23 protein-coding genes are annotated in these 22172 nt (G+C 69.7%); 11 read left to right on the forward strand and 12 right to left on the reverse strand.

The genetic code is table 11. From position 1 onward, the window contains the following. From MEICH_RS25650 to MEICH_RS0116320, 10 genes are all read left to right on the forward strand, one after another. Positions 1-479: glutamate ligase domain-containing protein (locus tag MEICH_RS25650; RefSeq protein ID WP_036219590.1), on the forward strand; the 479-nt coding region annotated here is incomplete at its 5' end. Beyond that, positions 476-1309, forward strand: coding sequence for a UDP-N-acetylmuramate dehydrogenase (locus MEICH_RS0116280; protein ID WP_027893466.1), 834 nt, complete (start codon positions 476-478; stop codon positions 1307-1309). The genes MEICH_RS25650 and MEICH_RS0116280, both read left to right, overlap by 4 nt. Further along, positions 1306-1893 carry a cell division protein FtsQ/DivIB gene (locus MEICH_RS25655; RefSeq protein ID WP_036219592.1) on the forward strand — a complete coding sequence of 196 codons (588 nt, stop codon included), beginning with the start codon at positions 1306-1308 and terminating at the stop codon, positions 1891-1893. The genes MEICH_RS0116280 and MEICH_RS25655 overlap by 4 nt, the downstream gene beginning before the upstream one ends. Beyond that, positions 1890-3164, forward strand: coding sequence for a cell division protein FtsA (ftsA, locus tag MEICH_RS0116290; protein WP_027893467.1), 1275 nt, complete (start codon positions 1890-1892; stop codon positions 3162-3164). Before MEICH_RS25655 ends, ftsA begins: the two co-directional genes overlap by 4 nt. Before the next feature lie 12 nt (positions 3165-3176). After that, a complete protein-coding gene (gene ftsZ, locus MEICH_RS0116295; RefSeq protein WP_027893468.1) occupies positions 3177-4238 on the forward strand; it encodes a cell division protein FtsZ in 1062 nt (353 codons plus the stop codon). Positions 4239-4312: 74 nt separating this feature from the next. Further along, positions 4313-4804: a crossover junction endodeoxyribonuclease RuvC gene (gene ruvC, locus MEICH_RS0116300; protein WP_027893469.1), complete on the forward strand. Its 492-nt coding sequence runs from the start codon at positions 4313-4315 to the stop codon at positions 4802-4804. A 282-nt stretch (positions 4805-5086) separates the two neighbouring features. Next, positions 5087-6019 (forward strand): ABC transporter ATP-binding protein, encoded by a 933-nt coding sequence (locus tag MEICH_RS0116305; protein ID WP_027893470.1) that lies wholly within the window; start codon positions 5087-5089, stop codon positions 6017-6019. Beyond that, positions 6016-6777 (forward strand): ABC transporter permease, encoded by a 762-nt coding sequence (locus MEICH_RS25660; RefSeq protein WP_036219593.1) that lies wholly within the window; start codon positions 6016-6018, stop codon positions 6775-6777. The genes MEICH_RS0116305 and MEICH_RS25660 overlap by 4 nt, the downstream gene beginning before the upstream one ends. A gap of 95 nt (positions 6778-6872) precedes the next feature. Further along, positions 6873-8051 (forward strand): sensor histidine kinase, encoded by a 1179-nt coding sequence (locus MEICH_RS0116315; RefSeq protein ID WP_027893471.1) that lies wholly within the window; start codon positions 6873-6875, stop codon positions 8049-8051. Next, entirely contained in the window at positions 8048-8650 is a 603-nt protein-coding gene (locus MEICH_RS0116320) for a response regulator transcription factor (RefSeq protein ID WP_027893472.1), read from the forward strand. The genes MEICH_RS0116315 and MEICH_RS0116320 overlap by 4 nt, the downstream gene beginning before the upstream one ends. A gap of 13 nt (positions 8651-8663) precedes the next feature. On the opposite strand, the gene MEICH_RS0116325 is transcribed toward MEICH_RS0116320, so the two are convergent. The 8 genes from MEICH_RS0116325 to lepB form a co-directional block, all read right to left on the reverse strand. Then, positions 8664-8981 carry a hypothetical protein gene (locus tag MEICH_RS0116325; RefSeq protein WP_027893473.1) on the reverse strand — a complete coding sequence of 106 codons (318 nt, stop codon included), beginning with the start codon at positions 8979-8981 and terminating at the stop codon, positions 8664-8666. Between the two features lie 49 nt (positions 8982-9030). Beyond that, on the reverse strand, positions 9031-10011 hold the full coding sequence (locus MEICH_RS25665) for a DUF3500 domain-containing protein (protein WP_157202868.1): 981 nt from the start codon (positions 10009-10011) through the stop codon (positions 9031-9033). A gap of 131 nt (positions 10012-10142) precedes the next feature. Then, positions 10143-11909, reverse strand: coding sequence for an ATP-binding protein (locus MEICH_RS0116335; RefSeq protein WP_027893474.1), 1767 nt, complete (start codon positions 11907-11909; stop codon positions 10143-10145). 60 nt (positions 11910-11969) lie between these two features. Beyond that, a complete protein-coding gene (locus MEICH_RS0116340) occupies positions 11970-12899 on the reverse strand; it encodes a DNA double-strand break repair nuclease NurA (protein ID WP_027893475.1) in 930 nt (309 codons plus the stop codon). A 598-nt stretch (positions 12900-13497) separates the two neighbouring features. Continuing rightward, the gene (locus MEICH_RS0116345; RefSeq protein ID WP_027893476.1) at positions 13498-14583 is read right to left on the reverse strand and encodes a tetratricopeptide repeat protein; all 1086 of its coding nucleotides are present in this window, start codon (positions 14581-14583) and stop codon (positions 13498-13500) included. A 12-nt stretch (positions 14584-14595) separates the two neighbouring features. Continuing rightward, positions 14596-15870 carry an ATP-dependent protease ATPase subunit HslU gene (locus MEICH_RS0116350; RefSeq protein WP_027893477.1) on the reverse strand — a complete coding sequence of 425 codons (1275 nt, stop codon included), beginning with the start codon at positions 15868-15870 and terminating at the stop codon, positions 14596-14598. Continuing rightward, positions 15867-16412: an ATP-dependent protease subunit HslV gene (gene hslV, locus MEICH_RS0116355; protein WP_027893478.1), complete on the reverse strand. Its 546-nt coding sequence runs from the start codon at positions 16410-16412 to the stop codon at positions 15867-15869. Before hslV ends, MEICH_RS0116350 begins: the two co-directional genes overlap by 4 nt. Positions 16413-16623: 211 nt before the next feature. Further along, positions 16624-17463: a signal peptidase I gene (gene lepB / locus MEICH_RS0116360; protein ID WP_027893479.1), complete on the reverse strand. Its 840-nt coding sequence runs from the start codon at positions 17461-17463 to the stop codon at positions 16624-16626. A 328-nt stretch (positions 17464-17791) separates the two neighbouring features. Between lepB and MEICH_RS0116365 the strand changes: the two genes are divergently transcribed. After that, positions 17792-18610, forward strand: coding sequence for a serine/threonine-protein kinase (locus MEICH_RS0116365; protein ID WP_027893480.1), 819 nt, complete (start codon positions 17792-17794; stop codon positions 18608-18610). 59 nt (positions 18611-18669) lie between these two features. On the opposite strand, the gene MEICH_RS0116370 is transcribed toward MEICH_RS0116365, so the two are convergent. From MEICH_RS0116370 to MEICH_RS0116385, 4 genes are all read right to left on the reverse strand, one after another. Beyond that, entirely contained in the window at positions 18670-19809 is a 1140-nt protein-coding gene (locus MEICH_RS0116370; protein WP_027893481.1) for a citrate synthase/methylcitrate synthase, read from the reverse strand. A 169-nt stretch (positions 19810-19978) separates the two neighbouring features. After that, complete coding sequence (locus MEICH_RS0116375) at positions 19979-20764, reverse strand: HesA/MoeB/ThiF family protein (protein ID WP_027893482.1); 786 nt, start codon at positions 20762-20764, stop codon at positions 19979-19981. Then, a complete protein-coding gene (locus MEICH_RS0116380; RefSeq protein WP_027893483.1) occupies positions 20751-21137 on the reverse strand; it encodes a M67 family metallopeptidase in 387 nt (128 codons plus the stop codon). The genes MEICH_RS0116375 and MEICH_RS0116380 overlap by 14 nt, the downstream gene beginning before the upstream one ends. Before the next feature lie 9 nt (positions 21138-21146). Then, positions 21147-21866 carry a DUF2461 domain-containing protein gene (locus tag MEICH_RS0116385; protein ID WP_051304291.1) on the reverse strand — a complete coding sequence of 240 codons (720 nt, stop codon included), beginning with the start codon at positions 21864-21866 and terminating at the stop codon, positions 21147-21149. Positions 21867-22172: the final 306 nt, after the last annotated feature.

The following is a 22172-nucleotide window of genomic DNA, read 5'->3' on the forward strand; positions in this document are numbered from 1 at the left end:
GGGCCTTCGCCGGGGCCCGGCGCCGCTTCGAGCGGATCGGCGAGTGGCAGGGGGCGCTGGTGGTGGACGACTACGCCCACAACGCCACCAAGCTCGCGGCCCTGCTGGCCGCCGCCAGGGCCACCGGCCTGCGGGTGCGGGCGGTGTTCCAGCCCCACCGCTACGGGCGCAGCGAGCAGGAGTGGCCCGGCTACGCCCGCGCGCTCGAGCAGGCCCACGAGGTCCTGCTCCTCGACGTCTACGCCGCCTCCGAGAAGCCCCTGCGCCTGAGCAGCGCCCAGATCGTGGGCAACATCGTCGAGCACCTGCAGCAGCGCGGCCACGCCGCCCGGCACTACGCCTGGGACGAGGCGCTGGCCTACCTGCGCCGCAGCGCCCGCCCCGGCGACCTCATCCTCACCGTGGGCGCGGGCGACGTGTCCCGGCTCGGCCGGCTCCTGGTCAGCCCGGCCCCCACCCCGGGCCAGGAGGTCGTGTGAAGGTCGAGCGGCTCCCCCTCAGCAAGCTCACCACCCTGGGCGTGGGGGGCCCGGCCGAGGTCTGGACGGTCGAGACCCCCGAGGACCTCGCCCGCGCCACCGAGGCCCCCTACCGGGTGCTGGGCAACGGTTCCAACCTCCTCGTCGCCGACGCCGGCGTGCCCGAGCGGGTCATCGCCCTGGGCGGGGTCTTCAAGGAGTGGGACTTCGCCGGCTGGGTGGGGGCCGGGGCGCTGGTCAGCACCCTGCTGCTCAAGAGCGCGCGGCTGGGGCTGGGGGGCCTCGAGGGCCTGCACGGGGTCCCCGCGCAGGTGGGCGGGGCCGTGAAGATGAACGCGGGGACGCGCTTCGGGGAGATGGCCGACGCGCTCGAGCTCGTCGAGATCTTCCACGACGGCGCCCTGCACGTCTACCGCCCCGAGGAGCTGGGCTTCTCCTACCGCCACTCCGCGCTGCCCCCCGGCTCGGTCGTGACCCGCGTCAGGCTGCGCCTGCGCGAGGCGGGCGAGGAGGCGGTGCGGGCCAAGATCGCGCTGGTGGACGCCGCGCGCAAGGGCCAGCCCAAGAAGAAGAGCGCGGGCTGCGCCTTCAAGAACCCCGCCGGGGACTCGGCGGGCCGCCTCATCGACCGGGCCGGGCTCAAGGGCCTCACGGTGGGCCGGGCCATGATCAGCCACGAGCACGGCAACTTCATCGTCAACCTGGGCGGGGCCACCGCCCGGGAGGTCTACGCCCTGCTGCGCCAGGTGCAGCAGGTGCTGCCCCTGGAGGTCGAGTGGGAGATCTGGGGGGAGCTGGAGGCCGAGTTGGGAGAGGAGGTGGTCGCGTGATCCGAGGCTTGTTGGCGCTGCTCACGCTGGTCGCCCTCGGCGTGGGCAGCCGGGTGGTCTGGCCGGTGGAGCAGGTGGTGGTGGCGGGCAACGCCCAGCTCTCCGACGCCGAGGTGCGCTCGATCACCGGCCTCGAGGCCGGCACCCCCTGGCTGTGGGCCTGGCCGCACGCGCTCGAGCCCCTGCGCGCGAACCCCTGGGTGCGCTCGGCCCGGCTCGAGCGCCCGGCCATCGGGGAGTTGCGGGTGGTGCTGGAGGAGCGCAGGGCCCTGGCGACGCTGGTGCGCGAGGGGAGGGAGTGGGGCCTCAGCAGCGACGGGGTGCTGCTGCCCAACCCGCCCAAGACCCGAACCCGCATCGAGGGCAGCGGCACGCCCCGCCTCGCCGACCTCATCGCCATCGTCAAAAGCCTTCCCAACGCCACGGCCATCCGCTATACTCCTGCGGGTTATACGGTCCGTGGGGAGGGCTTCGAGGTGTGGGCCGCCACGGCCGAGGAATTGAAAAAGTGGGCCAAAGACCGTAAATCCCTTGCAAACAAGCCCACCTACCTCTATCCTTGGGGGGAGAGTAAAAGCCGATGATTCTTGTAGGAATTGACGTAGGGACCACCAAAGTCTGCACCGTGATTGGTGAACTCTCGTCCGACGGTCACCTGGACGTGATCGGTGAAGGCACCGTTCCTTCCCAAGGGCTCAAGCGGGGAGTGGTCACCAACCTCGAGCGCACCAGCGAAGCCATCCGGCAAAGCCTCTTCCAGGCCGAGCGGGTGGCCGGGGTCAAGGCCGAGCAGGTGTTCGTGGGGGTCGCGGGCTCGCACATCAAGAGCGTGACCAGCCACGGGCTCGCCGCCATCCGGCGCGGGCACAGCATCACCCAGGCCGACATCGACCGGGCCATCGAGCAGGCCAAGGCCTACCCCTTCGAGGGCGACGTCGACCTCATCCACGCCCTGCCGCTGGAGTTCCGCGTCGACGGCCAGGAGGGCATCCGCGACCCCATCGGCATGGCCGGGGTGCGCCTGGAGGTCGACGTGCACCTGGTGGCCGCCGGGCGCGGCCCCATCACCAACCTGCGCAAGGCCGTCGAGGACGCCGAGGTGAGCGTGGGCGGGGTCATCCTGCAGTCCTACGCCTCCGGGCTCGCGGTGCTCTCCCCCGAGGAGATGGGCATGACCGTGATGCTCATCGACATGGGCGGGGGCACCACCGACGTGGCCGTGTTCAAGGGCGGCCGCCTGGCCCACTCCGCCGTCATCCCCCTGGGCGGCGACCACATCACCGGCGACATCTCCCAGCTCCTGCGCATCCCCTTCGAGGAGGCCGAGCGGGTGAAGAAGAAGTACGGGGCGGCCCTGCCCGAGCTCGCCGACCCCGAGCTGGTGCTCGAGATCAACCAGGAGGGCGGCCCGCCCCAGGTGGTGCAGGCCACCGAGCTCGCCAAGATCATCCGCCCGCGCCTGCGCGAGATCCTGCACTTCGCCCGCTCCAACGTCGACGAGGCGCTGGGGCCGCTGGAGATCACCGTGGGCAAGGTGGTGCTCACCGGCGGCAGCGCCCTGGTGCGGGGCCTGGAGGAGCTCGCCCGCAAGCAGTTCAACCTGCCCGTGCGGCTGGGGCGGCCCATCGGGGTCTCGGGCCTCACCGACGTGGTGGCCTCCCCCACCCACGCCACCGCCGTGGGCCTGGTGCGCTACGCCAGCCTCTACGCGCAGCCCGCCGCCGGCAAGGCGGGGGTGCTGCGGCTGGGGCGTAAAACGGCACAGTCGGCCAACAACCCGGCCACAGCCAGCAAGGAAGAGGAAGGGCCGGGGCTGTGGGAGCGGATCAAAGGCGTATTCAAGAACTTCTTCTAAGGAGACGGGGTTATGGGAGACGTGGTGATTAAAGTCATCGGCCTGGGCGGCGCGGGCAACAACGCGGTCAACCGCATGATCGAGTCCGGCCTTTCCGGCGTGGAGTTCATCGCCGCCAACACCGACGCCCAGGTCCTGGCGACCAGCCTGGCCGACATGCGCATCCAGTTGGGCGACAAGCTCACACGCGGCCTGGGCGCCGGGGCCAACCCCGAGATCGGCGAGAAGGCCGCCGAGGAGACCCGCGACGTCATCGAGGAGCAGCTCGAGGGCGCCGACTTGGTGTTCGTCACCGCCGGCATGGGCGGCGGCACCGGCACCGGCAGCGCCCCCGTGGTGGCCGACATCGCCAAGAAGCTCGGCTGCCTCACCGTGGGCGTGGTCAGCCGCCCCTTCTCCTGGGAAGGGCCCCGCCGCATGCGGGCCGCCGAGGAGGGCATCCGCAAGCTGCGCGAGCGCGTGGACGCGATGGTGGTGGTCTCCAACGACCGCCTGCTGCAGGCGCTGGACAAGAAGATCGGCATGAAGGACGCCTTCATGGTGGCCGACCGGGTGCTCTACCACGGCGTGAAGGGCATCACCGACGTGATCACCCTCCCCGGCCTCATCAACCTCGACTTCGCCGACGTGCGCGCGCTGCTGGAGAACGCCGGCCAGGTGCTCATGGGCATCGGCTCCGGCCAGGGCGAGAACAAGGTCAGCGACGCCGTGCGCAGCGCCGTGCACTCCCCGCTGCTCGAGCGCTCCATCGAGGGCGCTCGCCGCCTGCTGGTCAACGTGGTGGGCTCGGAGGAGCTGGGCCTGGCCGAGGCCTCCGCCGTGGCCGAGCAGATCCGCGAGTCCACCGGCATGGAGGACGTGGACGTGCTCTACGGCCTCACCTACGACGACCGCGCCAAGGACGAGATGCGCGTCATCCTCATCGCCGCCGGCTTCGGCGAGGGCGCCGTGATCGCCAAGCCCGCCGGCTCGCGCCTCGTGGACTTCCCCGCCACCAACGTCGACCTCTCCAACATCGACATCCCCGCCTTCATCCGCTACGGCGACGGGGACATGCCCAAGCGGGGCAACTGAAGCCCGTCGAGCGCCAAGGGTCGAGGGCCAGACATGCTCGACCCTTTTTCGGCTCTGGACCCCTGACCCCTGACATGATCGTTTTAGGCATCGACCCCGGCATCACCAACATGGGCCTGGGGGTGGTGGAGCAGGTGGGCAAGCAGCAGCGGTTGCTGCACGCCGACGTGATCACCACCCGGCACTCCGACCCCGCCCCCGAGCGCATCGGGAAGATCTACCAGACCGTGCTCGAGGCCGTCCGCACCTACAAACCCCAGGCCATCGCGGTCGAGGAGCAGTTCTTCTACCGCCAGAACGAGCTCGCCTACAAGGTGGGCTGGGCCATGGGCGCCCTGCTGGTGGTGGCCGACCAGCACGGCCTACCGGTCTACGGCTACGGCCCCCCCAAGGTCAAGCAGGCCCTCGTAGGCTACGGCCACGCCGACAAGGACCAGGTGGCCTTCATGGTACGCGCCGTGCTGGGCCTGAAGGAAACCCCCAAGCCCAGCCACAAGGCCGACGCCATCGCCATCGCGCTCACGCACTGTTTCTTCATCAACCTGGGGCAACCGAGCCCGGTGTAGGAAGCGGTCAGCCGTCAGCCTGTGGCTCGTGGCTCGTGGTGACCCCTCCCCGTCCCTCCCCGCGCACGGGAGGGAAATATCCCCCCAGCCCCCCTTGCTAAGGGGGGTGACAAGGCGTCGTGCGTCTTGCGTACGACGTACGACGTAGGACGCACGACGCACGACCCGCACCCCGCGTTCAGCACGCAACCCTCCCCCATGACATTTGTCACCGCCCGGCGCTGACCTTTGGCAATACCCCCCTCCCTCCGGCCCTGCGAGACTGCGGCCTGGGAGGGATTCATGGTTCATAGCCTCACCGACGTCGTCCACAAACCCCCGGGCCCGGCGGTGCTCGAGCGGGTCTCCAAGCACTACGGCAGCGTGAAAGCCCTCGAGGACGTGAGCCTCGAGGTGCGCGCGGGCGAGGTGCTGGCCCTTTTGGGCCCCAACGGCGCGGGAAAGACCACCGCCGTGAGCCTGATGCTGGGGCTGATGCGGCCCGGCAGCGGGCGGGTCACGCTCTTCGGGCAGGACCCCGGCAGCCCCCGGGCCCGGCAGCGGGCCGGGGCCATGCTCCAGCTCTCCGGGGTGCCCCAGACCCTCCGGGTGCGCGAGCTGATCGACCTCTTCCGCAGCTACTACCCTGCGCCCCTGCCCCTGGAGCGCGTGGTCGAGGCTGCGCAGTTGGAGGGCATCCTCCACCGGCTCTACGGGCAGCTCTCGGGCGGGCAGAAGCAGCGCGTCCACTTCGCCCTGGCGGTCTGCGGCGACCCGGACGTGCTGTTCCTCGACGAGCCCACGGTGGGGATGGACGTGGAGTCGCGCCGGTCCTTCTGGTCGCAGGTGCGCTCGCTGGCCCGGGCGGGCAAGACTGTCCTGCTCACCACCCACTACCTCGAGGAGGCCGACGCGCTCGCCGACCGGGTGGTGGTGCTCAACCAGGGCCGCGTGACCGCGGAGGGCACCCCGGCCGAGATCAAGGCCCGCACCGCGGGCCGCCAGATCCGGGCCGTGACCCGCCTGAGCCCCGACCTCGTCCGCCGGTTGCCCGGCGTGACCTCGGTGCAGGCCAAGGGCACCGCCCTGCAGGTCCTGGCCGTGCGGGCCGAGCCGGTGGTGGCCGAGCTGTTGCGGCTCGACCCGGGCCTGAGCGACCTCGAGGTGACCGGCGCCGGGCTCGAGGAGGCCTTCCTGGCCCTCACCACCCCCGCCGAGAAGGAGGCCGTTCGATGAACACCCTGAGGATCTTCGCCCTCGAGGCCAAGTACGAGTTCCTGAAAAGCTGGCGGCTGCCCATCTACTCCCTCTCCACCCTGGCCTTCCCGCTGATGTTCTACGCCATCTTCGGGCTCTCCTTCGGCAACCAGAACGCCGGGCCCGTCAACACCGCGACCTACATGCTCGCCACCTACGGCGCTTTCGGCACCATCGGCGCGGCGCTCTTCGGCTTCGGGGTGGGGGTGGCGGTCGAGCGCGGGCAGGGCTGGATGCGGCTCAAGCGGGCCTCGCCCATGCCCCCGCTGGCCTACTTCTTCGCCAAGATCGCCCTGGCGCTGCTGTTCGGCGCCCTCATCGTGCTGGGCATGACCCTACTGGGCACGCTGGCGGGCAAGGTCAGCCTCGAGCCCCTCACCTGGCTGCGGCTCTTCGGCGTGCTGCTGCTGGGGGTGTTCCCCTTCTGCGCGTTGGGCCTGTTCTTCGGCTACGTGCTCGGCCCCAACTCGGCCCCCGGCGTGCTCAACCTGGTCTACTTGCCCATGGCCTTCGCCAGCGGCCTGTGGGTGCCCCTCGAGGCCCTGCCAAAGGCGCTCCAGAGCGTCGCCCCTTTCCTGCCGCCCTACCACTACGCCCAGCTCGCCCTAAGAACCCTGGGCGCCGGCCGCGGCGAGAACCCCTGGCTGCACGCCCTGGCGCTGGTGGGCTTCACCCTGGCCTTCCTGGCCCTGGCGCTGTGGGCCTACCGCCGCGACGAGGGCAAGACCTACGGATAGCTCGTGGCTCGTGGTCAGGTCCACTCCTTTGCCTTGACGGCTACGGTGCCGTTGCCCAGAGTGCCGACCCCGCCCACGGCCCTACAATGAACACGATGCCCAAGCCCCGCACCGCCGTCCCCGGCCTAGCCGCCCCCGCGCAGGAGGACGGCTGGGCCAAGTACGGCTACCTGGTGTACCTGGTGAGCCTGCTGCCCCAGGCGGTCTTCGACCCCGGTTTCGGGCTGCCCAACGCCCTGGTCACCCTGCTCTCGGTAGCGGCGTTCCTCCCGCTGTACCTGCGCGGCTGGAACGGCCGGGACGGGCGCTTGCTGGCCTACGCCTGGGCCATCTTCGGGCTGGGGGTGGCGGTCACGCCGCTCAACGGGGGCGCGGGGGTCTACTGGGTCTACGCCGCCGCGGCGGTGGCCGGGCTGCAGCCGGTGGCGAAGGCCCGCCGGATGGTGGGGCTGTTCACGCTGCTGGCCGCGCTCTGGGCCCTGGCCCTCCCCCTGCTCCAGGGCGCCCCCTGGCCGCAGAGCAGCGCCTACTTCTTCCCGGCGGTGTTCTTCACCGCCTTCATCGGCCTGCTCAACGTCTCGACCCTCGAGCGCGAACGTTACCAGCGCCAGTTGGTGCAGGCCGCCGAGGAGAACCAGCGCCTGGCGGCCATCGCCGAGCGTGAGCGCATCGCCCGCGACCTGCACGACCTGCTGGGCCACACCCTCTCGGTCGTCACCCTCAAGGCCGAGCTGGCCGCCAAGCTCGCCGAGCGCGACCCGGCTCGAGCCGCCCGGGAGATGCGCGAGGTCGAGCGCATCTCGCGCGAGGCCACCGCCCAGGTGCGCGAGGCCGTGCAGGGCTACAAGTCGCGCGGCCTGCAGGGCGAGCTGGCGAGCGCCCGCCTGGCCCTGGAAGCGGCCGGGGTCCGCTTCGAGTACTACGCCCAGGCCCTCACCCTCTCCCCTACCCAGGAGACCGTGATCGGCATGGCGTTGCGCGAGGCGGTGACCAACGTGATCCGCCACTCGGGCGCCACCCGCTGCGCCATACGGCTCCTAAAGGAAGCAGACCGCGTCGTCCTCGAGGTCGAGGACGACGGCCGGGGCGGCGTGCTCGAGGAAGGCTCGGGCCTGCGCGGGATGCGCCAGCGGGCCGAGGCGCTGGGGGGCAGCCTCGAGTACAGCGGCGACGGCGGCACCCGGCTGCGCCTGTGGCTGCCCACAACCGGCCCCGAGCGTGCCCTCCCCCAGGCCCACCCCACGGCCCTTCACCCCAAGCCCGACACCCTATGATCCGCGTCGTCATCGCCGAAGACCAGGGCCTCATCCTCGGGGCCCTGGCCGCGCTGCTCGAGCTCGAGGGCGACATCGAGGTCGTCGGCCAGGCCAAGGACGGCAAGAGCGCCCTCGAGGAGGTCAAAGCCCGCCAGCCCGACGTCCTGCTCACCGACATCGAGATGCCCCACATGACCGGGCTCGAGCTCGCCGCCGAGGTCAAGCGGCTGGGCCTCAAGACCCGCGTCGTCATCGTGACCACCTTCGGCCGCGCCGGGTACCTGCGGCGGGCGCTCGAGGCCGGGGCCAGCGGCTACCTCCTCAAGGACGCGCCCTCCTCCGAACTCGCCGAGGCCGTGCGCCGCGTCCACCTGGGCGGCCGGGCCATCGACCCCCACCTCGCCGCGCAGGCCTGGAGCGAGGAAGACCCCCTCACCGACCGCGAGCGCAAGGTGCTCCGCCTGGCCGGTGAGGGCCAGAGCAGCGCCGAGATCGCCGCCGAGCTGGGGCTATCGGAAGGCACCGTGCGGAACTACCTCTCCGAGGCCATCAGCAAGCTGGGGGCGCAGAACCGGGTGGAAGCAGCCCGCATCGCCCGGGAGAAGGGCTGGCTTTAGCCCTGAGGCTTCATCAAACCCACGGGAAAAGCGTCGCGGATATCCGCACGACCGTCACCCCGATCAGCCAGACGCCGGCCCAGGCCAGCACGTACTTGGGCCACAGCCCCGCGAGGATCAAGAGCCCCACGATCAGGTCGTTGTACTTGATGAACTCCACCCACGGGCGCAGGTCCTCGAGGATGCGCCCCATGAAGCTCGTGCGCAGGAGGTCCATGTAGGAGCTGGTGTCGTACCAGGCCCCGATGCTGTTGCTGATGAAGACGCCGGCCAGCCCCAGCCGCAGCAGCCAGCGCAGCAGCAGGTCGGTCCGGCCAGGTTCAGGTTGCATAACGGGCACGGGCGCTGGGGCCTATCCGCGGCGGGGTATCGGCGGCTCCCTACAAATTCGCCCCGAAGTCGGCCTCGTAGTCGCGCCAGACGCTGTGGATGTGGGTTGCGCCGTTGCGCGAGTTGTCGTGCTCGAGCAAAAAGGTGGGCCCCTGCAGGCGCCAGTAGTGGGGACGGCGCGGCTCGAGGCTTCCCGCCCAGCCGAAGCGCACCTTGTCCAGGCCGGCCTTGGTGACGCGCTCGAACATGGGGGCGGCCACCGCGGCCGGCAGCGACCCCAGGTAGCTCTGGATGAGTTCGACCACCAGCTTCTCCTGAGCCGGGTTCAGCTCGGACACCGGCAGGCCCACGGGCTCGAGCGGCCCCACCCTGACCTCGTTCCAGGTCACGTGCCGGAACAGCGCCTCGCGCTGGAAGACGGCGATGCCCTGGCGGCGGGCGTCCAGCGAGCGCACGAGTTCGCGGGCGGCGTCCTCCTCGCGGGCCATCACCCGCACCCCGGAGCGGGTCTGGGTGGGCCAGGTGCCGTGGAAGAAGGGGGTCATGGCCACCCGTTCGCCCGAGATGGCGTACTGGCGTGAGAGGTGGTGCCCCTCCCAGCGCCAGCCCCAGGGCTCGCGGCCGCCCGGCGTCCCGAACACCGAGACGAAGAACAGCTCGGGGTCCTGGCCCAGCTCGGTCTGGAGCTGCATGATGTCGAGCGACTTCTTGTAGCCCGCCTCCGAGACGCCGGTGCGCAGCAGGGCCAGGGCGGCGGTGCGCTGGGCCTGGGTCATGCCGCGCAGGGGCACGCCGTTGCGCGGGAAGCCCTGCGGGGTGGTCCAGTGCCAGCGCAGGCGCTCGGCGCTGTCGAAGGCGAAGGTGGCCTGGGAGCGCTTGTCGCCCAGGGCGCTGAGGAACTGGTTGGCCGCCTGGGCCATGCCCGCGGCCAGTGAGCCGCCCTGCTGGGCCCAACCCCGCTGGCCGAGCAGCAAGGCCCCTGCGCCGATGGCTGAAGCCTCAAGAAACCTACGCCGGGTCCACCTGTTCACGGTTACCTCCTCGCAGCCTTAAGAACTTTCGCGACGCAGGGGTTGTGGATGGGTTGGGCTAATGGTAACCGGCCTCGAGCCCGGCGCGTGGAGGCTAAGGCTCAATCCTCGACCGAAGAGGGTAGCGACCTTCAGAGGCCCAGGTCGCGCTCGAGCGCCTCGGTGCTGATCTCGGCCTCGAGGTTCTGCTCCGAGGCCTTGGTAGCCCAGGCCGGGTAGGGGAAGTTGAGCGGCAGCGGCACGGGGAGCTCGGGCTGTTGCACGATCATGGTGCCCTGGGGCAGGATCACGGCGCGGTCGCGGAAGGAGGCGGGCATGAAGCGGTACTCGGGGCGCTCGGCCTCGGCGGCGTCGAGGCGGCCCACCACCCGGATGGCGGCGTTGCCCACCACGCGGCGCTCCACCTCGCTCGCGGTCTGCTGCGCCCCGATCAAGATGACGCCCAGCGAGCGTCCGCGCTCGGCGATGTCGAGCAGGATGTCCTTGATGGGGCTCTCGTCCTCGCGGGGGGCGTACTTGTTGAGCTCGTCCAGCACGATGAACACCGCGCCGGGCCGCCCCGCGCTCTTCTTCTCGAAGACCTCGCGCAAAATCGAGCCCACCACGAACATCTGGGCCTGCGCCGAGAGCCGGTTGATGCCCACCACCGAGACCTGCTCCTGCGCGGCGAGGGGGTCGGGGGGGTTGCCCTTCTTGTCGCCGCGGATGAGGAACTCGACGTTCTGCACCGAGGCCCGCAGGCGGCGCACGAAGGCCTCGAGGGTCCCCGTGGCCTGCCGCGCGGTCCAGCGGGGGTCGCCCTTGGGCCGCTTCTCGTCCTCCTCGCCGCCCTCGGGCCCCAGCAGCTTGAACTCGATGTAGCGCACCAGCTGGCCGAAGCTGCTCAGGCGCATCTTGCCCAGGCTGTCGAAGGTCACGCCCGCGTCGTCGAGGCTCTGCTGGTCCTGCCAGTCCTCGACCTGGAGCGCGGGGCCCCGCTGGTCGGCGGCCAGCTTGCGCAGGCGCTCGGTCACCTGGTCGATGAGGAAGCCCAGGTTGGTCATCGAGCCGCGGTCGGTGAAGAGGTAGGGCAAGAGGCCGCCCTTGCAGAACTGCACCAGGTCCCAGTAGAAGGGCAGCACGCCGCCTTTGCGGCTCTCCACGTCGGGGACGACGTCGCCGGGGGTGGGCTTGGGCGGGGCGCGGAAGGCCACGCTGCGGAAGGGCCCCGCCGGGAGGCCCAGGGCGGTGTACTTGTCGCGGTCCTCGGCCTTGAGGCCCTTGTTGGGCTTGTCGAGGAAGAAGAGGTCCTCGCCCTTGACGTTGAAGACGAGGGCCTTGGCGTTGAGGGAGTCCTTCATCACCCCGCTCTCGAAGAGGGAGTAGAGCAGGAAGGTGGCGTAGCTGGTCTTGGTCGCCACGCCCGAGATGCCCGAGATGTTGACGTGGCCGCCCTTGACGCCGTTGAGGAACTCGAGGTTCAAGTAGGCCACCTCGCCGTTCTTGAGGATGCCCGCCGGGAGGCGCGTGCTCTGGCCCTCGCTGGTCATCTTGTCGTAGTAGAGGGCCATCTCGAGGTCGCGCTCGCGGGCGACGTACACCGGACAACCCGGGTCTGGGGGCAGGTATTCCTCGGGGTCGAGGCGCGTCACCTTGACGTGCGCGGCGTAGGACAGGCTGATGGGCAGCAGTTGGCGGTTGGCCAAAAATACGTCGGTGTCGAACTGCGAGCCCTCGTAGAGCTTGAGGACCTGGTCCACCATGCCGTAGTAGCGCACCTGCCCCTTCAGGGGGTCGGGGTGCTGAAACTCCACGTACACGAGGTCGTCGAGGCGCAGGTACTGCCCCTCCTCGACCGCCACCCAAAAATCCAGGGCCCCGGCTTCCCGGCTGCCCAGCACCATTCCACACGGTTTCATCGGGTCTCCTGATAAGGCGTAGCGTCCATGGCCTATAGCGCGGGGTTGCCGATAGCGGCTCTACGAGAACAACCCCTGGAGGATGCGGCGGCGCACCACCTCGGCCTGGCCCATGTGGCGGCCCAGCCACAGCTCGAGCCCGCCCACCGGGATGAGGTTCTGCGGGGCGCGGGGGTCGCGCGAGGGCGAGGAGGCCATGCCGCACAAGAGCCCCACCGAGAGGTCGGCGAGGGCGCGGGCGTGCTCGAGGTCGCCCGCCGGGGTCTCGACGCGCAGCAGCGCGGCCCCGCTGTGGAAGGGCGCGGTGGGGTTGAGCGGCAGCCGCATGTACCAGGAGTAGAGCTCGAGGGGGCGGCGGGCGTTCTGCGGGATGCGGAAGACGGGCGTGCGCTGGCAGGGGGCCAGCAGCGAGAGGATGCGCTCCTCGGCGGGCGGCAGGTAGCGCTGCCACATGGTCTTGGCGTAGCCGATCACCCCTGGACGGGGCAGCAGGCCGGGCGCGACGAAGATGGGCCCGTCGAGCACCACCAGCCCGCCCTGCAGCTCCTGGGCCAGGCGGGCCTCGAGCGTCCGCATCTGCTCGTTGACCTTAGCCGCCAGCATCCGCAGGTCGTGGATGCCCTTCAGCGCCACCGGGCGGTAGTAGAAGGGCCCGATCTCGACCGGCCCGAACTCGTGCCCGTCCGGGTAGAGCAGAACCCGCTCGACGCGGGGCTCGCCCGCCAGCCGGATGCCCGCGTCGTCGCGCACCAGCGCCCCGGCGGCCAGCGTGACCAGCAGCGCCCGCTGCCCGTGCTCGTTGGCGACCACCGCGTCGATGCGCTGGCGCCCGTCCACGAAGTAGAGCACCGGCCACTCCTGCGCGGGGGGCTCGAGGGGCTGCCAGGGGGGCTCGAGGTCGGTGACGACCCCGTCCACGCTGCTGCTGTCGTCCAGACCCACCTGCGGCAGCGCGTAGTCGGGGTTCCAAGCTTCGAGTCTTAGCCGCACGTCCTTAGACTAAAGCTGAAGGGCGAAAGCGTCGAGGGCTGGAGGCTGAAGGCTTGTGATGAGAACGCTCGTTCCTGTGCTTAAGGAGAGGGCGGTTGACGGTGCTTTGGTTTGGCGACCCTCGTTCCGCCGTCAGGGGCCGGAGGGGGAGGCCATTCCACATGGCGGGGGCATCGCGGTACGCGACCCGGCATACGCCGGAAACCTGCTCCCCCTGGGCTCCCCCGAGGGACTCCAGGTTACCGGCAAGGCCGGTATGGCCTGCGGCCACCCCCTCGCGGACGTGCCGCCGGGCCTCAGTGCCCGCGTGTGCGGGGGTGCGGGCCGCACCTTGACCCGGCGGCATGCCCGTCTGCGCCACCCCGCCCACCCCCTCCCGCGTGAGCCGCACACCCCGGCCGGGGCACGGCAGCGACCACCGAGCGCCCTTCCGCGGGGAAGTGGGGCTGTAGTCGGCCTAGGGGGCGGGCACAACCTCAGTGGATGATTAACTTTGTAGGGACGCGAGGCCTCGCGTCCCTACGGCGTTTTGCGTCTTGCGTTCAGCTATCAGCTATGAGCTATCGGCGTTCGGCGTTCAGCGCTCAGCGTTCGACCCTCACTGCACCCGCGCCAACGCCTCTTCCGCGTCCTTGTAACCCGGGCGCAGTTGGAGCGCGCGGGTGTAGGCGTCCTTGGCGCCGGCTTTGTTGCCCAGTGCCTCGTTGGCGCGGCCGAGCCAGTAGTAGTACTCTGCGTTGCGGGAGTCCATAGCGACGGCCTTGGTGAAGTTCTCCCGGGCCTTGGCCGCGTCGCCGAGCTCGAGGTAGGAGCGACCCAGGCCGGCGTAGGCTTCGGGGTACTTGAAGGGGGACTTCACGACGGCGTTTTGGAAGTTGGCCCCGGCGTTCTTCCAGTCCTTGGCGACCTGATACGCCTGGCCCAGGCGCACGTAGCCCTCGGCCTCGGCGGGGTTGATGATGGTGGCCTGCTTGAGCTGCTCGATGGCGGCGGCGGGCTCGTTCTTGATGAGGAGGGCGACGCCGTAGTTGAGGCGCAGGGTGAAGTCCTTGGGGAAGGCCTTCACGCCCTCGTCCAGGAGCTTGAGCGCGTCGTCGAGCTTGCTCTGCTTGAGGTAGACGTTGGCCAGCAGGCCGATGACCTGGGGGTCGCGCTCGAGGGTCAGCGAGCGGTTGAAGGCCTCGACGGCGCGGTCGTAGGTGCCCAGGGCCGAGTAGACCACGCCCCGGGTGGCGAAGATGGGCGCGTACTTGGGGTTGACGCGCTCGGCGTCGCGCAGCACGGTGAGGGCCTGGTCCAGCACGCCCCGGCTGGCCTCGCGGTTGTCGGAGAGGCGGTACTGGTCGTAGTAGGCCTGGGCCAGCGCCACGTAGGCCTGCACGTAGGCGGCGTTCTGGGCGATGGCCTTGCGAAGGTTCTCCACGGCGGCGGTGGTCAGGCCCAGCCGCAACTGGGTGCGGGCCAGCCAGTACAGCCCGTCGGGGTTGGTGGGGTTCGAGCGCACCGAGCGCTCACACACCGCCAGCGCGTCCTGATAGCGCCCCAGCCGGAAGAGCTGCACGCATAAGTTGAGCAGCTCCTGGAATTGGCTGTTCCCCTGCCCCGGCGCGGGGTTCTGCGCCTGGGCCGCCACGGGCACAGCGAAACTTCCTACCAACATCAGCACCGGCAACAAAACACGCATTCCAAAGCCTCCTCACAGGATGTATCGCGATAGATCGGGGGACGCCAGCACGCCCTTTAACCTGGCCTCCACGTACTCGCGGGTGATCTCCACCCGTCCCAGCTCCGTCTGGAAGGAAACCTCCTCCAGAACCCGCTCCAGCACCGTCGAAAGCCTCCGCGCTCCAATATCCTCCAGGTCACGGTTAGCCTGATGAGCGAACTCGGCGAGGGCGCGGACGGCCTCGAGGCTGAACACCAGCTCGGTGCCGTCGGCGCCCAGTAGGGCGGTGTACTGCTGCAAGAGCGAGGTGGCCGGCTCGCGCAGGATGCGCTCGAACTCGTCGGGGCCCAGGGGCTCGAGCTCGACCCGGATGGGGAAGCGCCCCTGCAGCTCGGGGATCAGGTCGCTGGGCTTGGAGACGTGGAAAGCCCCCGCCGCGATGAACAGCACGTGCTCGGTGGACACCGGCCCCAGCCGGGTGGCGACCACCGTGCCCTCCACGACCGGGAGCAGGTCGCGCTGCACGCCTTCGCCGGAGACGTCGGGGCCGCCGGAAACGCCCTGCTTGCGGGCGATCTTGTCGATCTCGTCGAGGAAGACGATGCCGTCCTCCTGGGCGCGGCGCAGGGCCTCCTGGGTGGCCTCTTCCTTGTCCACCAGGCGTTCGGCCTCCTGGTTGCGCAGCACCTCGAGCGCCTCCCGCACCTTCACGCGGCGGCGCACCTTGCGTTGGGGCATGAGGTTCTTGAGCATCTCCCCCAGCCCCTGCATCTGCTCGTTGCCGAACATGCCCACGAAGGGCATGGCGGCCTCCTCGTTGACCTCGATCTCGACGAACTGGTCGTCGTAGCGGCCCGAGCGCACCTCGAGCCCCGAGACCCGCAGCAGCGAGGCCACGTTGTCCACGGCCAGCGCGTCGGCGCGCTCGGCGACGCGGGCCTTCATCTCCTGCATCACGAGCTGGTAGCTGGCCTCGGCCAGATCGCGCACGATGGAGTCGACGTCGCGGCCCACGTAGCCGACCTCGGTGAACTTGGTGGCCTCCACCTTGACGAAGGGGGCCCCGGCCAGCCGCGCCAGGCGGCGGGCGATCTCGGTCTTGCCCACGCCGGTGGGCCCGATCATCAGGATGTTCTTGGGCGTGACCTCGCGGGCCATCTCGGCCGAGAGGCGCTTGCGGCGGCTGCGGTTGCGCAGGGCCACGGCCACGGCCCGCTTGGCCGCCGCCTGGCCCACGATGTACTTGTCCAGCTCCCGCACGATCTCGGCGGGGGTCAGGTCGGTCTTGTGCAGCGTGACGCTCATGCTTCTCCCAGGCTGTACACGGTCGGGTTGCCGCTGGTGTAAAGGTCGACCTCCCCGGCGATGCGGATGGCCTCCTGGGCGATCTCGGGCGCGCTAAGGCCGGAGTGCCGCAGCAGCGCCTTCGCCGCCGAAAGCGCGTAGGCCCCGCCCGACCCCACCGCCAGCACCGGCTCGTCCGGGGTGAGCACCTCGCCGTTGCCGGAAAGCAACAGCAGGGTATCACGGTCGGCGACCACCAGCATGGCCTCGAGGTTCCTCAGCACCCGGTCGGTGCGCCACAGCTTCACCGTGTCCACCGCCGCCCGCTGGAGGTTGCCCTTAGCGGCCTGCAAGGCCCCCTCGAACTTCTCCAGCAGGGTCAGGGCGTCGGCCACGGCCCCGGCGAAGCCCACCAGAACGCCGCCGCCTACCTCGAGGCGGCGGACCTTCACGGCACCGATCTTCATGATGGTCTGGCCTAGCGTCACCTGCCCGTCCCCGGCCAGCGCGGTAACGCCATTCTTGCGCACCGCGACGATGGTTGTGCCGTGCATGGATTCCATCACGTGAAGCCTAGCCTTGGGCGATGAAACGGGGGTGAGAGTGGTGGTGGTGTGTCGATGGTCGATAGCCGGGCGCCGGGCGAGGGTCGTACTCCTGCGTCGTACGTCCTACGTCTACGTCGTACGCAAAATGCCTTGACCCTCGACCCTAGGCCCTCGACAAACCACGAGCCCTCTGCTTATAGCTGACCGCTGATCGCTGACTGCTCCCCTACTGCAACCCCTTGAACCCCTCGGGGATGGGCAACACGCGCCAGCGCAACTGGCCCTGGATCACGGGGGGCCACCAGACGAAGTTGGCGCGGCCGGCGATGGAGGTGTCGGGGACGGGGCCGAAGGTGCGACTGTCCTCGGAGCCGCCGGGGGTGCGGTTATCGCCCATGACGAAGTAGTAGCCGGGCTCGAGCTTGAGCGCGCCGGTGTAGCAGTACTCCCGGCCCTGGCTGCGGGCCTTCTCCTCCTCGCCCGGGGGGACCAGCATGCGCAGGGTGTTCCTCAGGTAGGCGTAGTCGGGGTCGCTCTCGATGTCGGCGGGGCTCACCTGGTAGCGCGACTGGGTGGAGAGGCTGGTGAGTTGGCCGTCGCGCAGGCAGACGCGGGGGTAGTTGTAGTCGCTGGCGTAGAGCGAGCTCTTGGGGTCGAACTCGAGGAAGTCGGTGATGTGGCGCTCGCTCACCGGCTGGCCGTTGACGTAGAGCTGTCCCTCGCGGTAGCTCACGGTGTCGCCCGGCACCGCGACGATGCGCTTGATGAAGAAGGCGCGGAAGGGGAAGCCCAGAACGGGGAAGCGGGCGTAGGCGTTGGGCGTGCCCTCGGGGGGTTTGACGATGGCGACTTCGCCCCGCCGCCACTGCATCAGGCCGAAGCGCACCAGCCAGGTCTCGTACTTGGGCACGAAGACCCGCTCGCCGTTGAGCAGGGTGGGGTTCATCGAGGAGCCCACCACGCCCACCGTGGTAAAGAGGAAGGTAGTCACCAGAAAGGCCAGCAGCAGCGCCTCGCCGACCTGACGGAACCACTCGTGGAAAAGATAGCGCCAGAAGCTTCGCATGTTCGCCTCGTCCCTAATCGCCCGGGGCAGTCCCCGCAGACCGCGTGAACGGCGGGAAGGCCGCCCCAGGCGGAAATCGCAACCCCCACAGCATACACGCTCAGCCGGAATCAGAAAGCTACCGGGCCGCCCTCCCCCTGCCCCAGCACCTCGAGCGCCGCCCGTCGCCCCGCCTCCACGATGTCCTCCGGGCGGTCGAAGCTCCCGGTGCCGCCGTGCTCGAGCCCGCACGCGCCGCCCCCCGACAGGACCAGCCCTGCACGAAGCCATTCTATGGCCCGGCCATTTGCGGTCCCAAAGCCCGGGCCGAGACCGTATAGTTGTGTTCGTGGGGTTGCCAGGGGCCACGCTGCTGGGGCGTTACCGGGTGATCCGCCCCATCGCCAGGGGGGCGGTCGCCACGGTGTACCTGGCCTTCGATCTCCACGGCACCCCCTACGCGCTCAAGGTTTTCCCCAGGGGCTACGAGTCCCGCGCCGACCGCGAGTGGAAGGTCGGGGGGGCCTTGCAGCACCCGCACATCAACCCGGTGTACCAGCGCCTGGACCTCGAGAGCCAGGCCGCCAGCAGCGAGAACGGCCCGGCGGTGCTCATCGCCTACGCCCCGGGCGAGCGCTTCAACGACTGGCGCTCGCGCCGCCCCGAGATGGTGCTGCGGGTCTTCGAGCAGTTGCTCGAGGGCCTCGCGCACATGCACCAGCAGGGCTACGTCCACCGCGACATCAAGCCCGAGAACGTGGTCGTAGACGGCACCGGCGAGGCTCGCCTGGTGGACTTCGACCTCGCCGGGCCGGTGGGCGAGCGCCTGCCCAAGCAATTCCTGGTGGGCACCCCCGCCTACATGGCCCCCGAGCTGTTCCTGGGCCAGACCACCAGCCCCGCCTCCGACGTGTACGCCGCCGGGATCTTCCTCTACTGGTCGCTCTCCAACGAGCTGCCCTTCTTCGGCTCCACCGAGGAGGTGATGGAGGCGCACCTCAAGCACGCCGTCCCCGTACCCACGCCCACCGCGGACACGCGCCTGCAGATCACCGCGCCGCTACTCGAGTTCATCTACACCATGCTCGCCAAAGACCCCGCCGAGCGCTTCGGGTCCGGGGCGGAAGCCCTCGAGGCCTTCCGCGAGCTCAACGCCGGCGCCCGGTAGCGGCCCGTGAACGTGGCGAAACCCCCGCCGGTGGGCGGGGGTCGTCTTTTGGGCCGGGGTCAGCGCTGTTCGAGCGGCACGTAGGGGAGGTCGAGCTGGCCGATGTAGGCGGCGTCGGGGCGCAGCAGGCGGTTGTCGAGCTTGGTGTACTCGAGGATGTGGCCGGTCCAGCCGGAGATGCGGGCCACGGCGAAGATGGGGGTGAAGTACTCGAGGTCGTAGCCCAGGTCCTTGTAGACCACGCCGGAGTAGAAGTCGACGTTGGGGTAGATGCCCTTGGGGTTGTAGATGGCCCCGGCCTGGCGCTCGACCTCCTTGAGGATGGCGTACTCCTTGCTGTGGCCGTGCTTCTCGGCGACGATGCTGGCGTACTTCTCGAGCACCCCCGCGCGCGGGTCGTAGGCCTTGTAGACGCGGTGGCCCATGCCCATCACGCGGCCCTTGCTCGCCACGAGGTTCTCGAGCCACGAGCTCACGTTCTCCACGCTGCCGATCTCGCCGATCATCTTCATGACCGCCTCGTTGGCGCCGCCGTGGCGGGGGCCCTTGAGGCTCGACACCCCGGCGGTGATGGCCGAGTAGATGTCGGTCTGGGTGGAGTAGGCCGCGACGGCGGTGAAGGTGGAGGCGTTGAAGCCGTGCTCGGCCTGCAGGATGAGCGCCACGTCCATCAGCTTGGTCTCCTCGGCGCTGGGCTCCTTCCCGGTGCTCATGTAGAGGAAGTTGGCCGCGTGGGAGAGGTCGGCACGGGGGGCGATGGGGTCGAGGCCCTCGCGCAGGCGCTTGTTGGCCGCGACGATGGTGGCAAACTTGGCGATGAGCGAGAGGCTCTTCTCGTAAAGCGCCTCGGGGCTGACGTTGTCCTCGTCGGCGTCGAGCATCCCCAGCTCGCTCACCGCCGTGCGCAGCGCCGACATGGGGTGGGCGTCCTTGGGGTAGCGCCGCATCGACTCCAGCAGCACGGGCGGCAGGGTGCGCAGCGAGACCAGCTTCTCGCTGAAGCCCTGCAGCTCGAGCTTGCTCGGTAGGTGGCCGTGCAGGAGTAGGAAGGAGACCTCTTCGAAGGTGGAGTGCTCCGCCAGGTCCTGGATCTTGTAGCCGCCGTAGTAGAGGCGCCCCGCCTGACCGTCGATGAAGCACATGGCGCTCTCGGTGAACAGAACGCCCTCGAGACCTCGGGCAATGGTTTGGGTGCTCATGGTTCCTCCGTTTTGTTCCGGCTAGATGCCGGATTTTCCCCGCGGTCCCCACTCGCGCTGGCCTCTGCACGGGGCCAGCGGTGCCAATCGGGTAGCTGCAAGATTCGCTTTGCCTGATCGAGCCGACGCGAAGACCGCTCTAGCCGTGGCATTCTAACACTACGGCGCTTTAACGCTCGCAGTATAGGTCCAGGTCACTCAGTGTAGATACACCGTTTACACCACACCCGGCGCACCCCTCCCGCCGCCGCAGCTTCAGGGTGCGGAAGTCGTTATAAAGCCCGTCATAAACGAGCAATTTGCCCGATAGCGGCTCGCCGAGCCCCAGCAGCACCTTCAGCGCCTCGGTCGCCATCAGGCTGCCCACCACCCCCGGCAGCACCCCGAAGACCCCGGCCTCGGCGCAGTTGGGCGCGGCGGCGGGCGGCTCGGGGAAGAAGCAGCGGTAGCAGGGGCCCCCGGCGTGGTTGAACACCGCGACCTGCCCTTCGAACTGGTGGATCGCGCCGTACACCAGCGGCTTGCCCAGGATCAAGCAGGCGTCGTTGACGAGGTAGCGGGTGGGGAAGTTGTCGGTCGCGTCCACCACGAGGTCGTAGGGGCGGAGGAGCTCGAGGGCGTTTTCGGAGCTCAGGCGGAGCGGGTAGACGTCCACGGCAACGTTGGGGTTGAGGGCCAGCAGGCGCTCACGGGCGGCCTCGGCCTTGGGCCGCCCGACCTCCTCGGTGGTGAAGAGCACCTGGCGCTGGAGGTTGGAGAGGTCCACGGCGTCCATCTCCACGACGCCCAGCCGCCCCACCCCGGCGGCGGCGAGGTAGAGCAGCACCGGCGAGCCGAGCCCCCCGGCCCCCACCACCAGCACCGAGCTCTGCTTGAGCCGGGCCTGACCGGCCCCGCCGACCCCGGGCAGCACGATGTGCCGGGCGTAGCGGTCGAGTTCTTCACGGCTCCACATGCAGCCTCACTTCCTCCCCCTCGGGCAGGTTATACGCCCGCACCTCGCCCGACTCCAGGGCGAAGATCACGTACGGCACCCGCCAGTAGGCCTGGCCGCGGTCGGCGGGGCTGGGCCGGGCCGGGCCGTAGGGGTGCGAGTGGTAAATCGCCAGCAGCTCGAGCCCCTCGCGCTCGAGGCCCTGCACCGCCCGCAGCAGCGCGGTGGGGTCGGCGTGGTAGGCCACCCGCGGGGTCGGGTGAACGTTGGGCAGCGGCACGACCCGCTCCACGAGCCCCTGCCGCCCGGCCCAAAGCCCCACACCCTCCCCCGGCCTCTCCGAGAGGAGGTGGTAAAAGGTGTGCTCCAGCACGGCCTGGCTTACCCGCAGCATCGGCCTAGCTTACCCTTTCACCGGCTCCGCCCCGGTGGGGAGCTTGAGCACCTCGCACAGGTAGCTCACCAGCGCGTCGGTCCGGCGCAGGGCCTCGAGCACCCGATCCATGAAGGCCGCCGAGCATACCTCTTCGTCGCTCAGGGGGAACCAGGCGATGAAGCTCTTGAGCTTGAGGTCCTCGATGAGGGGGTGGGCGGGGTCGAAGCCCTTGGGCGGGCGCTTGAGCTTGTCCTCCTCGGAGAGGGGCACGGCCTGCTTGACCTCGAGCCAGCGGAAGTCCTGCCGGTCGATGGCCGCCCGCACCCGCGCCAGGTTCTCGGGGTCGGGCTGCCACAGCCCCCCGCCCACCCCCGACTGGCCCGGCTCGAGGTGCAGGTAGAACCCCGGCGCGTGCACGTCGCTCGAGGCCAACAGATGCCGGAACTGCGCCGCCGCGTGCGTCTTGTAAGGGCTTTTGTCGTGGGAGAAACGGGTGTCGCGGTGGATGCGGAAGAGGCTGCGCTCGTTGGCGGTGTAGGCGGGGTTGAGGGCCTCGAGGTGCGGGGCGAGGTCGGCGATGAAGCGCAGAAAAGGTCCCTTGACGTATTGCTCGTACCGCGCCTTGTTGGCCTGGAACCAGGCCCGGTCGTTGTTGTAGCGCAGCTCGAGCAGGAACCGGAACAACTCCGGCGTGAAGTGAGGGGCACCGCGGGCATCCACGGAACGAGCCAAGGCTTTTCTTGCCATGACGTAATGCTACCCCGCCGTACCGTCACCAGATCGCGAGCAAGGACACAGGGGGTCGAGGGCTGTGTGGGCTTGTGGCTTATGGCTCGTGGTTACCCCTCCCCGCCGGCGTCGAGGGTTGAGGGCCAAGGCGTCCCGCGTCTTGCGTCTTGCGTTTGGCGTCTTGCGTCTTGCGTTTTGCGTCTGGCATCTCGCGTACGCCGTACGACCCGCGCCCGGCTATCGGCCATCAGCTATCGGCTATCGACCATGCTCAGGACGTATGCCCCCCCACCCCCAGCGTATGACGTAGGGCGTAGGACACCT

This window comes from Calidithermus chliarophilus DSM 9957, from assembly GCF_000430045.1.
Lineage (GTDB): Bacteria > Deinococcota > Deinococci > Deinococcales > Thermaceae > Calidithermus > Calidithermus chliarophilus.

Excerpts from the sequence above, each read along its gene's own strand:
- ftsA (WP_027893467.1), top strand. The coding sequence starts at position 1,890 with ATGATTCTTGTAGGAATTGACGTAGGGACCACCAAAGTCTGCACCGTG.
- ftsZ (WP_027893468.1), top strand. The coding sequence starts at position 3,177 with ATGGGAGACGTGGTGATTAAAGTCATCGGCCTGGGCGGCGCGGGCAAC.
- ruvC (WP_027893469.1), top strand. The coding sequence starts at position 4,313 with ATGATCGTTTTAGGCATCGACCCCGGCATCACCAACATGGGCCTGGGG.
- MEICH_RS0116305 (WP_027893470.1), top strand. The coding sequence starts at position 5,087 with ATGGTTCATAGCCTCACCGACGTCGTCCACAAACCCCCGGGCCCGGCG.
- MEICH_RS25660 (WP_036219593.1), top strand. The coding sequence starts at position 6,016 with ATGAACACCCTGAGGATCTTCGCCCTCGAGGCCAAGTACGAGTTCCTG.
- MEICH_RS0116315 (WP_027893471.1), top strand. The coding sequence starts at position 6,873 with ATGCCCAAGCCCCGCACCGCCGTCCCCGGCCTAGCCGCCCCCGCGCAG.
- MEICH_RS0116320 (WP_027893472.1), top strand. The coding sequence starts at position 8,048 with ATGATCCGCGTCGTCATCGCCGAAGACCAGGGCCTCATCCTCGGGGCC.
- MEICH_RS0116325 (WP_027893473.1), bottom strand. The coding sequence starts at position 8,981 with ATGCAACCTGAACCTGGCCGGACCGACCTGCTGCTGCGCTGGCTGCTG.
- MEICH_RS0116335 (WP_027893474.1), bottom strand. The coding sequence starts at position 11,909 with ATGAAACCGTGTGGAATGGTGCTGGGCAGCCGGGAAGCCGGGGCCCTG.
- MEICH_RS0116345 (WP_027893476.1), bottom strand. The coding sequence starts at position 14,583 with ATGCGTGTTTTGTTGCCGGTGCTGATGTTGGTAGGAAGTTTCGCTGTG.
- MEICH_RS0116350 (WP_027893477.1), bottom strand. The coding sequence starts at position 15,870 with ATGAGCGTCACGCTGCACAAGACCGACCTGACCCCCGCCGAGATCGTG.
- hslV (WP_027893478.1), bottom strand. The coding sequence starts at position 16,412 with ATGGAATCCATGCACGGCACAACCATCGTCGCGGTGCGCAAGAATGGC.
- lepB (WP_027893479.1), bottom strand. The coding sequence starts at position 17,463 with ATGCGAAGCTTCTGGCGCTATCTTTTCCACGAGTGGTTCCGTCAGGTC.
- MEICH_RS0116370 (WP_027893481.1), bottom strand. The coding sequence starts at position 19,809 with ATGAGCACCCAAACCATTGCCCGAGGTCTCGAGGGCGTTCTGTTCACC.
- MEICH_RS0116375 (WP_027893482.1), bottom strand. The coding sequence starts at position 20,764 with ATGTGGAGCCGTGAAGAACTCGACCGCTACGCCCGGCACATCGTGCTG.
- MEICH_RS0116380 (WP_027893483.1), bottom strand. The coding sequence starts at position 21,137 with ATGCTGCGGGTAAGCCAGGCCGTGCTGGAGCACACCTTTTACCACCTC.
- MEICH_RS0116385 (WP_051304291.1), bottom strand. The coding sequence starts at position 21,866 with ATGGCAAGAAAAGCCTTGGCTCGTTCCGTGGATGCCCGCGGTGCCCCT.